10 protein-coding genes and 1 pseudogene are annotated in these 11,073 nt (G+C 62.6%); 8 read left to right on the forward strand and 3 right to left on the reverse strand.

The window, feature by feature from the left end:
- Positions 1–144: 144 nt before the first annotated feature.
- Positions 145–1,062: a type 1 glutamine amidotransferase gene (locus tag AC0IW9_RS05445; RefSeq protein WP_471647195.1), complete on the reverse strand. Its 918-nt coding sequence runs from the start codon at positions 1,060–1,062 to the stop codon at positions 145–147.
- A 523-nt stretch (positions 1,063–1,585) separates the two neighbouring features.
- On the opposite strand from AC0IW9_RS05445, the gene AC0IW9_RS05450 reads away from it, so the two are divergent.
- Together AC0IW9_RS05450 and AC0IW9_RS05455 are read left to right on the forward strand one after the other, a co-directional pair.
- Positions 1,586–2,635, forward strand: coding sequence for an FAD-dependent oxidoreductase (locus AC0IW9_RS05450; RefSeq protein ID WP_471647196.1), 1,050 nt, complete (start codon positions 1,586–1,588; stop codon positions 2,633–2,635).
- Positions 2,622–3,158 (forward strand): oxidoreductase C-terminal domain-containing protein, encoded by a 537-nt coding sequence (locus AC0IW9_RS05455; RefSeq protein WP_471647197.1) that lies wholly within the window; start codon positions 2,622–2,624, stop codon positions 3,156–3,158. The genes AC0IW9_RS05450 and AC0IW9_RS05455 overlap by 14 nt, the downstream gene beginning before the upstream one ends.
- A 31-nt stretch (positions 3,159–3,189) precedes the next feature.
- Here the strand turns inward: AC0IW9_RS05455 and AC0IW9_RS05460 are convergent.
- Positions 3,190–3,973: pseudogene (locus tag AC0IW9_RS05460) on the reverse strand (IS3 family transposase); the annotation flags it as partial.
- A gap of 254 nt (positions 3,974–4,227) precedes the next feature.
- On the opposite strand from AC0IW9_RS05460, the gene AC0IW9_RS05465 reads away from it, so the two are divergent.
- Together AC0IW9_RS05465 and AC0IW9_RS05470 are read left to right on the forward strand one after the other, a co-directional pair.
- Positions 4,228–5,292, forward strand: a complete 1,065-nt coding sequence (locus tag AC0IW9_RS05465) for a spore photoproduct lyase family protein (protein ID WP_471647198.1) — start codon at positions 4,228–4,230, stop codon at positions 5,290–5,292.
- Complete coding sequence (locus AC0IW9_RS05470) at positions 5,282–6,346, forward strand: spore photoproduct lyase family protein (protein WP_471647199.1); 1,065 nt, start codon at positions 5,282–5,284, stop codon at positions 6,344–6,346. Before AC0IW9_RS05465 ends, AC0IW9_RS05470 begins: the two co-directional genes overlap by 11 nt.
- A 321-nt stretch (positions 6,347–6,667) precedes the next feature.
- Here the strand turns inward: AC0IW9_RS05470 and AC0IW9_RS05475 are convergent, their stop codons facing one another.
- Positions 6,668–7,474: an IS5 family transposase gene (locus AC0IW9_RS05475; protein WP_471647200.1), complete on the reverse strand. Its 807-nt coding sequence runs from the start codon at positions 7,472–7,474 to the stop codon at positions 6,668–6,670.
- 176 nt (positions 7,475–7,650) lie between these two features.
- Here AC0IW9_RS05475 and AC0IW9_RS05480 point away from each other — a divergent pair, with 176 nt between their 5' ends.
- From AC0IW9_RS05480 to AC0IW9_RS05495, 4 genes are all read left to right on the forward strand, one after another.
- On the forward strand, positions 7,651–8,019 hold the full coding sequence (locus AC0IW9_RS05480; RefSeq protein ID WP_296312636.1) for a M10 family metallopeptidase C-terminal domain-containing protein: 369 nt from the start codon (positions 7,651–7,653) through the stop codon (positions 8,017–8,019).
- Positions 8,020–8,581: 562 nt separating this feature from the next.
- Complete coding sequence (locus AC0IW9_RS05485) at positions 8,582–9,367, forward strand: histidine phosphatase family protein (RefSeq protein ID WP_296312638.1); 786 nt, start codon at positions 8,582–8,584, stop codon at positions 9,365–9,367.
- Positions 9,364–10,263: an NAD(P)H-hydrate dehydratase gene (locus tag AC0IW9_RS05490; protein ID WP_471647201.1), complete on the forward strand. Its 900-nt coding sequence runs from the start codon at positions 9,364–9,366 to the stop codon at positions 10,261–10,263. The genes AC0IW9_RS05485 and AC0IW9_RS05490 overlap by 4 nt, the downstream gene beginning before the upstream one ends.
- Positions 10,264–10,373: 110 nt before the next feature.
- A complete protein-coding gene (locus tag AC0IW9_RS05495) occupies positions 10,374–10,943 on the forward strand; it encodes a transposase (RefSeq protein ID WP_471647202.1) in 570 nt (189 codons plus the stop codon).
- Positions 10,944–11,073 lie beyond the last annotated feature (130 nt).

An 11,073-nucleotide genomic window follows, 5' to 3' on the forward strand; every position in this document is an offset into this window, starting at 1 on the left:
GTATTTTCCAGGCTTTTGGCCTGGACGGCGGTGAGGATGGCCTGGGTTCTGTCATTCGGCATCCGCCAAACGGCGATTTCTACAAACTATGGTAGCTGCCGAAGGCAGGCATTTAACCGTTCTGCATGCTAAACGCTGAAGCCGTCATCCGAGCCGGCGGCGTGACTGCATGACCGGCCTGACCAGATGCAGGATAAAGTTGCGCAACTCGGTCTGACGCAGGTCGGGATCAGTGACTTGCTGGTCAAGGCCAAGCTGCCATGCCAAGTCGCGTCGGGAAGGCTCCCGGTGCAGGGCCTCGATGCGGTCGGCATGATCGTCCACGTCACGCCGGTTCCGAGCAAGCCCCTGCTTCAGCAGGTCATCGGCCTGGCGCCGTATCGCCGCCGCAACTTCAGCCAATGTCAGCTCCGGGTGGTACTGCACGCCCCAGAACACACCATCCCCATGACGGATCTCGGCTGCCTGCACGGCGCTCACCTCGTTGCTGGCAAGAATGACAGCCCCTTCGGGTAGCCGCTCCACTTCATCGGTATGAATAGCCATGGCATCCCAAGCCGCAGGCCGACCTGCGAGGAGCGGATGGCCACGCCCCGCCGCGGTCGCCACAATGCGGCGGGCGAAGGCGGCCTCATGTCCGCGCCGGTTCTCCCGCACCGCACCTCCTGCTGCCGCGACGGCCACCTGTAGCCCAGCACAGGATCCAAAGGAGGGCGTGCCCGAAGCGAAAACATTGCGCATGAAGGCGAGCTGGCGGCGAACCGCGGGCGTGTCCTGGTAAACATGCATCGGCGAGCCGGTGAGAAACACAGCATCATAGGTGGCCAGCGTGGCCCGGTCCGGCATCTCCGCCCCTTCCTCCGCTGGCCGGGCTAGGTCGCAGATGGCGTCCGGGACAATGGCCCGGAGGGTGTCAAGGTAGGTCTCGCCGCTGCTGCGCCCGACGCTGGCGCGGCGCTGGTCGCGCTGTTCCGATGTTTCGCTTTCCGCCACCAGAAATCGTGGCTTGGCTTTTCCTAGGCAGCCGTCCTTGTCCGGAGGCGTCACGGCCGGTTCGGCCATGCAAAGCGGTCCGTGGCCCGTGTGGCAAGAATGTGCAGCGGCAGCGATGGCAAGGCGGGGCACGGGACGATCGTCATAAGGATTCCGGGTGGTTCATTGCTCATGGAGTGGGGTCGAAGCGACGGTTCGCAACCCGCATCCTCCGTAAAGATGCGCGGACCGCCGTGGCGCCCTTTGGCTCTGCCCCTGGCGACGCCTTGTCCCGGCCAGGAGGCAGCAGCTACCCTGCAGCGGATTGCCGCCCAGTCCCACTGCTGCGGAGCAAGGCCAGATTGAACGCTTTGCGCCACTGAACCGATTCGCCGGCTACCCGGCGTTCGACGTCATAAGACGATCGGCAACGATCGCCTTCCATGCAGCGTGCTGTACCCGCTTCCTCAAACCATTTGGCTGGTCCGAAACGGCAGCGCCACATTGACCGCGCCGATATGCGACATCCACCGTCAGGCTGCGTTGCTGACGCAGCCGATGCGGTCGTCAGGTTGTCCCATAACGCCTGCCGTCGTTCATTCGTGGAGAACTGATGGTGGACCACGTTGTTGGTTTCGAGGCTGACCTGGGTGAGAACGCGATGCGCGTGGTCGAGGCCGATGGCCACAAGCTGCTGCTGGCAAAGTCCGGCGGCCGATGCCACGCCGTGGGCTCGACATGCCCGCATGCCGGGGCGCCACTGCATGAGGGCGTGTTGCACGACGGCGTCGTGACCTGCCCATGGCACAAGGCGGCATTCCAGCTGGCGACGGGACGCCGGCTCGAGCCACCGGCTGTGGATGACCTACCGTCCTTCCCGGTGCGGATTGCGGATGGCCAAATCGTAGTGTCCCTTGACGAGCAGCCTGACCGCATCGATCCGGTTCGGCATGAGGCCGACGGCGATACCCGCTGCATAGCCATCGTTGGTGCGGGGGCCGCCGGGACCGCCGCGGCGCAGACGTTGCGGGAAGAAGGATTCGGCGGCCGCGTGGTGCTGATCGGCCGCGAGGACCGGCTTCCTTACGACCGGACCGTCCTCAGCAAATATTCCCTTTCGGGTAAAAAGGGCGGCGAGAAGACGCCGCTGCAGGACGCGTCGTTCTATGGCAGGCACAGGATCGAGCGGAAGATCGGCGAAGTCACCCAAATAGCCTCAGCGATGCGAAGGCTCATCTTTGCGGATGGCAGCCAACTCGGCTTCGACGCGGCGCTGCTCGCCACCGGCGGCCGCCCGCGTCCGTTGGATATCCCAGGGCATGAGCTGGACGGCGTGCATCTGCTGCGGACTGCCGGAGATGCCGAAGCGATCGTCCGGACCGCAGGGAGGGCAAAACGGGCCGTGGTGGTCGGTGCGGGCTACATCGGGCTGGAGGCCGCTGGCAGCTTGCGGGAACGTGGCCTCGATGTTGCTGTCGTGGCGCCGCAACGCGCACCGTTGGAGAAACAGCTCGGCGCGGATATTGGTAACGTGTTCCGCCGTATCCACGAACGAAAAGGGGTGATTTTTCACCTAGGACATGAGGTCTCGGCGCTCGAGGGCAGCGGGCAGCGGGCAGCGGGCAGCGGGCAGCGGGCAGGTAGAGCGCGTGCTTTTGAATGACGGCACCATACTTCCAGCGGATTTGGTCGTTGCGGGGCTGGGCATCTCACCGGAGACGGACCTCGTTTACGGACTGCCGCAGCGGCGTGAGGATGGCGGATTGGAAACCGATCGTTGCCTTCGGGTCACGGACGGTCTTTATGCCGCCGGAGACATCGCGGCGTTCCCACTCCATGGCAGCGGCGAGCGCATTCGGGTGGAGCATTGGCGCGTGGCCGAGCAACACGGCCGTATAGCGGCCTTGAACATGCTTGGACGTAGCATCCCCTACAATGCCGTACCCTATTTCTGGACCATCCACTACATGCAGCGACTAGACTACGTCGGGCACGCGGAAAGCTGGGATGAGATCGTCGTGGACGGCGACCTGGAGAAACCAGAGTTCCTTGCCTTTTATCTCCGTGATGGATTGGTGCGGGCCGTTGCTGGCTGGCAGCGTGACCGACAAATGGCCTCCATCATTGATCTGATGACCGGTCGTCAAGACTGGCATGTGACGGCATTACGCCAAGCCGTAGGTTAACTGAACCTCGGCTATTCGGCAGGAATGTGGGTGCGGGCGTCTCATACGCTAGGAACAGGTCAGCCAGCACGTCGATCACGTCCGCCGAGGTGAGCTTGCGCGCCACCCGGATCGTCAGCGCTTCGCGGGTGAACTCGTCCACCACGCAGAGCATCCTGAACTTCCGCCCATCCCGAGTGCCGTCCTCGACGAAGTCGTAGGCCCAGACGTAGTTCGGCCGCTCCGGCCGCAGGCGGATGCAGGAGCCGTCCGCCAGCCATAGCCTGCCGCGCTTCGGCTGCCGTTGCGGCACCTTCAGTCCCTCGCGGCGCCAGATCCGCTCGACGCGCTTACTGTTCACCGTCCAACCCGCGTCCCGCAGCAGCACCGTGATCCGCCGGTAGCCTTACCGGCCATAGCGCTTCGCCAGCTCGACGATATCGGCCGTCAGCCTGGCTTCGTCATCCGCCCCGCGCGGCGCCTTCCGCTGCGTCGAGCGGTGCTGCCCCAGCACCTTGCAGGCCTGCCGCTCGGACACGCCGAGTTCGCGCACCACCTGCTCGACACAAGCCCGGCGCCGCGCAGGGCTCACCATTTTCCCGACGCGGCTTCCTTCAGGATAACCCTCTCCAACGTCAGGTCCGAGACCGCTTTCGAAGCCGCGCGTTCTCGCGTTCCAACTCCTTCAACCGCTTCACCTGGTCTACCTTCAGGCCGCCGTATTCCGACCGCCAGCGGTAGTAGCTCGGCTCCGTCACCCCGATCGACCGAACCGCCTCGGCCACCTACCTGCCCTGGCCCACCAAGACCTCGACCTGCCGCAGCTTGGCGACGATCTCCTCCGGCGTGTGCGCCTTCTCCGCGCCATCCCACCCTCCTCCGTAACCGCCGGACTACCTTACCGGCAGACTACTTCTACGGGGGCAGGTCAGGTCTGAATGGCACCCTTCTATCGGTCCACCTTTCAAGCGGTCTTGGTATTGGCTATTTCCAACCGGCTTATGACAGCGCATCATTTTATTCAACAAATTAGAGCGATTTCAAAATCGAAACCTGCCATTCTTCAGCAACCACCTCATATCCTCCGTGCATGCCCGACCTCAGCACCATATCGCCGTTAGACATTCGCCAAATTTACTTGGAAGCCGCGGTTGAGCGGTATCCACGTGGCCAGGAAATCCTGGCGCGGTTCTCCGATGCCCAACGTATATTGGTTGAATCGCATTGGCGTATCCCCGAGTTGCGCGAGGCCGACCCTGGCGATTTCCTCCGTCCCAAGCGCGAAGTTCTAGTTCTTGGCGTCAAGAAGGGGCTGACTTTCAGACCGAATGGTCGCAGTGCCGATTTCATCGCGCCTTCCACCTCAAATGGCTGCGCCATGGCCTGCGCCTATTGCTATGTCGCTCGCCGCAAGGGGCACGCGAACCCAATCACGGTCTTTGCCAATATCGAAGAAATCATTGCCGCCACTGCCCGTCACGCCGGCCGACTCGGCCCCAAGGTGCCCAATCAGGTAGACTCGAAGGATTGGGTCTATGACCTTGGGGAGAACGGCGACCTCTCGGTCGACGCGCTGGTCTCCGACAACGTACGCGACCTCGTTGCCATGTTTCGTAAGTTGCCCAACGCTAAGGGCAGCTTTGCCACCAAATGGGTCAACCAGGCTCTGCTGGACTATGACCCACAGGGTCGTACCCGAATTCGCATGTCGTTGATGCCGGCGGCACTGGCGAAGCTGCTCGACATCCGCACCACGCCGGTTGCCGAACGGATCGCGGCGATACCCGAATTGCATCGCGCCGGCTACGAAGTGCACGTGAACTTCTCGCCCGTCGTGCTGCGCGAAGGTTGGGAAGCGGAATGGGCGGGGCTGTTCCAGGAGCTCGACGCGGCATTGCCGCCGGCAGTGAAGGACCAGCTCGCTGCTGAAATCATCATGCTGACCCACAACGACGCCCTGCATGCGGTCAACCTCGCTTGGCATCCGAAGGCCGAGGCCCTGCTTTGGCGCCCCGACATCCAAGAGGAGAAGCAGTCTGAGGGCGGCCAGATCAACCTTCGCTACCGCAGCGGTTGGAAGGGCCGTTGGCTCGGTCGCTTTCGCGATCTACTAGCCAGCCACATGCCCTATTGCAGGGTACGCTATGCTTTTTGATGCGATGCCGGCGCAGAGGCTTTGGGTGCCGAGACGGGTGCTGGCGACACCGGCCGCCTTGTCCTGGCCGCAAGGCTTAACGATGGTGGAAAGGGCCGAGGCCCTGGGCGCCGAGATTGTGTACCTGAAATCCGACCGGCTGAGCGGGCTGCCCGACAGTTACCGCGACGCCAAATCCACGTTGGCGATCGTCGTTTCGCCTCCCAGCAAGCGTCGTCCACAGCCGATTCCTCCCAGCGCGGACTGGCGTTTCGACTTAGCCGCAGGCTGCCCGGCGCATTGCCAGTACTGCTACCTCGCTGGCTCGCTCGCTGGACCGCCGATCATCCGTGCCTATGCCAACCTGCCAGAGATCCTGGCCGAGTTGCCGCCCCTGCTCGGCCAAGGACAGATAACCTCGCGCAATGCCGCCCGCATTGGCGAGGGTACGACCTTCGAAGCCTCCTGCTATACCGACCCGCTCGGCATCGAGCACATCACCGGCGCATTGGCCGAATCGATTCGAATGTTTGGCGCTTGGGAGGCGCCGGTTCAGCTTCGTTTTACCACCAAATACGATGGGGTGGCGCCGCTGCTTAACCTGCCGCATGGCCGGCGGACGCGTATCCGCTTTTCCGTCAACGCTACCGGCGTCGAGCGCTTTGAGGGTGGCGCGCCACGCATGGCCCAGCGTCTCTCGGCGATGCGGCAAGTGGCGCTGGCGGGCTATCGGATTGGCCTGACCGTGGCACCCATCATGCCGGTGCCAAACTGGGAGGAAGGCTACGACAGGCTGCTAGCGGATTGCGCCGCAGCGCTTGCTGGCGTGCCCGATCCGGATCTGACGGTGGAGCTCATTACCCACCGCTTCACTGAGGGATCCCGTCAAATATTGCAAAGTTGGTACCCCGGCAGTGCGTTGGGTATGGACCTAGCCGATCGCAGCCGTAAGACGACCAAGTTCGGCAGCGTGAAATACGTCTACCCGCGCGAGCGGATGACTGAACTGCGGACCGCGCTGGAGGCTGGTGTTGCCTACCACCTCCCCGCCGCGCGGCTGCTCTATTGGACCTGAGGCCCGGGCTCATTTGGCGCTTCTTAAAGCCAGCATCGTGGCGTCTTACTGTGGAAGCTGGTCGTGGCTGGCCTGACCATTCCTGGTCGTCTCGTCCCAGCGTATCGGCAGCAACCTGAAAAATTGAACCGGAACCGTTGGATGGCTACTGTAAATTACGAAATATTTAATCAAAACATCCGTTTGAATCTGCACACAAATTCGAACGTATGCGGCGCAATTAAGATTCCATTGTTGAAATTGCAATATCTATTAAGAAGATTCCACTTTGGCGCGTAAATTGTGTAGTGAAAACGCAACCAAGAGTATTCCTAGAGGCTGTTATGAACCTCCGTTCAGTAGCGCGGCCTGTTTGAGCATGAGGCAGACGAAGGCGACGAGGTGAAGGTCGGCGAGAGTGCTGGCATATCCCTCGTAGTCCTTCACCAGGCGGCGAAAGCGAGTGGCCCAGGCGAAGGACCGTTCGACCACCCAGCGCCGCGGCAGCAGCACGAAGCCGCGCTTGGCGTCCGGCAGCTTGACCACCTCGAGCTTGATACCATGCGCCTTTGCGGCGTCAGCAGCCTTCGGGCCGGTGTAGCCCTGGTCGACATAGGCCAGGTCGACGCTCTGGCTGGTGGAGGACTGCACAGCCTGGGCCAGCCGGCCCACCTCGGCCCGATCGTCCGCGCTGGCGGGTGTGACGTGCAAGGCCAGCAGGTGGCCCAGCGTATCGACTGCCAGGTGGAGTTTGGAGCCCCGCTTGCGCTTGGCGCCGTCATAGCCCGCCCTGGCACCGCTCTCCGGCGAGGACCGCAGCGTGCGGCTGTCCAGGATGGCAGCACTGGGTTGGGCTTTGCGGCCGGCGGCGACCCGCAGCACGGCCCGCAGATCCTCGGCCAGCGCCTCGAAGCAGCCGGCCGCCAGCCAGCGCTGGGCCTGCTGGTAGACTGCCGCCCAGGGCGGCAGGTCGTTCGGCATCCAGCGCCACGGCGCCCCGGTCTTGATGACATAGCGCAGGCCGTTGAACACCTCGCGCAGCGTGTGCTCACGCTGCCCCGCATCCTCGGGCAGGAGGGCCAGGTAAGGCGCAACCAAGGCCCATTCGTCATCGGAGACATCAGACGGGTATGGCTTGCGGGCAGTCATGCCCCAAAGCCTGATCGTTACCCAGCCAATGGTCCATAACAGCCTCTAGATGAATAACTCATCCTACATGAAGCCGCCCTAGGTCCTATCGATTGCGATATGCAGAGGACAGAAACGTAACTAGAAGATCGTACTGGTTGTTTTTATAGGTCCTCAGCGAACTTAGGACTGAAGTCATGACGACCTTCCGCGGCACCATCGGCAACGACTCCATCACCGGTACGATTGGCAATGACTATATCAGTGCCGGGATCGGCGATGATGTCATCATCGGCGGAGCGGGCAATGATAAGCTGCGCGGTGGCGCTGGTGCCGACATCTTCCTATTCAACCGCGCAGACGGTAATGACCAGATCGTCGATTTCCAGCAAGGGATCGATCATTTGGAACTTCATGGCATCTCTGCCCGCGAAGTCACCTGGATAACCACCGTTGGTGGCGTAACCCTCAGCTACGGAGGCTTGGCGGGCCAAGCGGCCGACCACGGGGAAGTCTTCATCGCCGGGATCACTTCGCTGGGCTTTAGCGACTTCGTCTTCAGCTGAAGTACAACCTCAGCAAAAGGCGCCCCCTTATGAGAAGTAAATGCAGGCCGTTCTCAGTAAGTAGCGTAGCCGGACATTGGCTGCGCTTCTGCGTTGGGTGCTGATGTTTGGGCCGCTGCTAATCGGTACGGCTTGTCATACGCATGCTGTTGACCATGGCACCATTCACCATCTTGTTTGTGTTCGTCTATATACGGATACCGGTGGAAGAAATCATCTTGCAGGGCTGAGCCAAACCGTTGGCCAATAGCGAGCAGAAAGCTTCCTCGTTGAGGTCCGGATGGTCCGCGAAAGCCTGGCCCACCGATGATTATATTGGGAGAGCTTTGGCAAGACTGGCAGCGATTCCGCTCTTGCCACAAGAAACCTGCTGCCTTGAGGCTGCATCGTGCCGCTTTAATTAGCCTAGTGTGGCAGCTTACGGCTGCCCATGCTGCGCAACACCGGCCATTTGCCTGGCCCTGAAGCATTATTCCGACATTACGCCGGGCACGCATACCTGGGCTGCTCGCTGCGTTGAACATGGCTGCACCACTAAGCGAGCTGCCATGAGCAACATTGCATGACCCATTCAACAGTTACTCCCAGTGGCCGGCAACGTTGGCCGGAGCGGCTCTGGATCGTTCGTCACGGCGAAAGCAGTGGCAACGTCGCCCGTGACATGGCCCATGCGGCCCGTCTACCGCAAATCGATACGTTAGGTCGCGACGTAGACGTACCCCTCAGTTCGCGAGGTCAGACTCAGGCGGCGGCGCTTGGACGCTGGTTTGCTGATCAATCGATCCGGCCGAATGTGGTGCTGGCTTCGCCTTATCTGCGGGCACGGCAAACTGCGGAGCTGATGCATGCCGCGGGCGGTGTGGACGCGGCGCCCGGCGATTTCATCCTCGATGAGCGGCTACGGGAGAAGGAATTCGGTATCCTCGATCGGCTGACTCGCTACGGGATTGAGGCGCAGCACCCCGACCAGGCCGAGATGCGACGTATCCTTGGCAAGTTCTACCACCGGCCACCAGGCGGCGAGAGTTGGTGCGACGTCATCCTTCGGCTGCGTGGGGCGCTTGACACCATCTCATTGCATCACGCCGGGGCGAGGGTCCTGATCGTGGCGCATCAGGTGGTGGTGCTCTGCCTGCGCTACCTGCTGGAACAGATGACCGAGGAGCAGATCCTAGCGGTGGATTCGAAGGGCGATGTCGTCAATTGCAGCGTCACCGAGTATGGCTACGATCCGAATGCCGGACCGCACGGCGGGCTGGTGCTGCAGGCCTATAATTTCACCGTGCCATTGGAGGTGGAGGGCGCGCCGGTGACGGCGGAGACGGATGCTCCGAGGGCTGCGCGATGAGCGCCGCCAAGCCGGTCACCGCCGCAATGTTGCGTGGAATGCCGCTGCCCGACCATCGTGAGGGCGAGGACAAGAATAGCCGCGGCCGGGTGCTGGTGATCGGCGGTAGCACCGAGGTTCCGGGCGCAGTCTATCTCAGCGGACTTGCTGTACTGCGGGCCGGGGCAGGAAAGTTGCAGCTCGCCACCGTTCGCAGCATGGCCCCGCACCTCGCAATGGCCATGCCGGAGGCCCGCGTCACCGGCTTGGCGGAAACGGCCGCCGGCGGCATCGACCCCGACGAGGCGACGCGGCTGGCCGGGCGCACTGCCGGTGTGGATGCCGTAGTCCTGGGGCCAGGAATGCTAGACCCCGTGGCCGTCGCGCTATTGACCGAGCGCCTATTGGCCGATGCCGAGGGCAGTCCGGCTTTCGTGCTTGATGCCGGGGCATTGGCTGAGCTGCGCAACTGCCGGCAGGCACTACGGCGCCATGCTGGGCGGCTGGTGGTGACCCCACATGCCGGGGAAATGGCCGGACTCCTGAATATTTCAAAAGAACAGGTTGAGGCCGATCCATTGGGCGTGGCACGGCAGGCAGCGGCAATGCTCGGCGCGGTCGTGGTGATGAAGGGAGGCTCTTCTTTCATCGTCTCGCCGCAGGGCCAAGCTTGGTCCTGCGACCAGGGCAATATCGGCCTCGCCACTTCAGGCTCGGGCGATACTTTGGCCGGCATCATCGCTGCCCTAATGGCGCGGGGGGCTGTGCCGGTGGTGGCGACGCTCTGGGGCGTCTTCCTGCATGGTGAAGCAGGCAACCGCTTGGCGCAGGTTCAAGGTCCAGTCGGCTACCTTGCAGGGGAGATCCCAGGGGAAGTGCCACGGATCATGGCTCAGATTGCCCAAGCCACTTGGTAAATGTTACTTGAAGACAATCATCTTACCTCAACTTTGACCATTTTCTTGGTTGAGGCAGCGGAGCGGGAGGTCGGCTAGGCTGGTAAGGTCCTAGCCACAGGACCGCCACCATGCTGCGCCTGCCAGCCCGCTTCGTCGCGCTGATCCTATGCTCTGCGCAGCTCTTCCTGCAACGGAGTTGGCGGCATGCCGAGGTGCTGCTGCTCGGTGCCATTTTGGCGCCGGGCCAGCGCACGGTGGCCAGCATCCTGCGGATCACAGGGCTCGGCCGGGAGCGACGGTTCATCAACTGTCACCGCGTCCTCAACCGTGTTGACTGGAGCGGACGGGTGGCGGCGCGAGTGCTGCTTGGTTGCTGCTGGACGCCTTCCTGCCGACGGGGCCGGTGTTGCTGGGCCTCGACGACACCATCGAGCCGGCGCGGCAAGCGCATCAGCGCCAAGGGGATTTACCGAGACCCGGTCCGCTCCAGTCACGGCCACTTCGTGAAGGCCAGCGGCCTGCGCTTGCTGCGCCTGATGCCGATATCCTGGGCCGGGCGGGTCTGGGCGCTGCCGTTCCTGACGGCGCTGGCTCCCTCGGAGCGGTATTGCCGCAAGCATGGCCGCCAGCACAAGAAGCTCACCGACTGGGGGCGCCAGCTGGTCCTGCAGGCTCGCCGCTGGATTTCCATGCATTAATGCCTATGCATTACCGCGCTGGAGCGCAGCAGGCGCTAATCACCCAGCCAATTTAGAGCGTTTTCCTATCAGTCTGCGTCATAGCCTGCGGCGGTAAAGTAGTTAGTGCACTCGGTTGGGGTGAAGGTGT

This window comes from Belnapia sp. AC561, assembly GCF_979252845.1.

Bases quoted from the DNA above. Each gene is read 5' to 3' on its own strand.
- AC0IW9_RS05495 (WP_471647202.1), top strand. From the start codon at position 10,374: ATGCTGCGCCTGCCAGCCCGCTTCGTCGCGCTGATCCTATGCTCTGCG.
- AC0IW9_RS05485 (WP_296312638.1), top strand. From the start codon at position 8,582: ATGACCCATTCAACAGTTACTCCCAGTGGCCGGCAACGTTGGCCGGAG.
- AC0IW9_RS05475 (WP_471647200.1), bottom strand. From the start codon at position 7,474: ATGACTGCCCGCAAGCCATACCCGTCTGATGTCTCCGATGACGAATGG.
- AC0IW9_RS05465 (WP_471647198.1), top strand. From the start codon at position 4,228: ATGCCCGACCTCAGCACCATATCGCCGTTAGACATTCGCCAAATTTAC.
- AC0IW9_RS05445 (WP_471647195.1), bottom strand. From the start codon at position 1,062: ATGGCCGAACCGGCCGTGACGCCTCCGGACAAGGACGGCTGCCTAGGA.
- AC0IW9_RS05480 (WP_296312636.1), top strand. From the start codon at position 7,651: ATGACGACCTTCCGCGGCACCATCGGCAACGACTCCATCACCGGTACG.
- AC0IW9_RS05490 (WP_471647201.1), top strand. From the start codon at position 9,364: ATGAGCGCCGCCAAGCCGGTCACCGCCGCAATGTTGCGTGGAATGCCG.
- AC0IW9_RS05470 (WP_471647199.1), top strand. From the start codon at position 5,282: ATGCTTTTTGATGCGATGCCGGCGCAGAGGCTTTGGGTGCCGAGACGG.
- AC0IW9_RS05450 (WP_471647196.1), top strand. From the start codon at position 1,586: ATGGTGGACCACGTTGTTGGTTTCGAGGCTGACCTGGGTGAGAACGCG.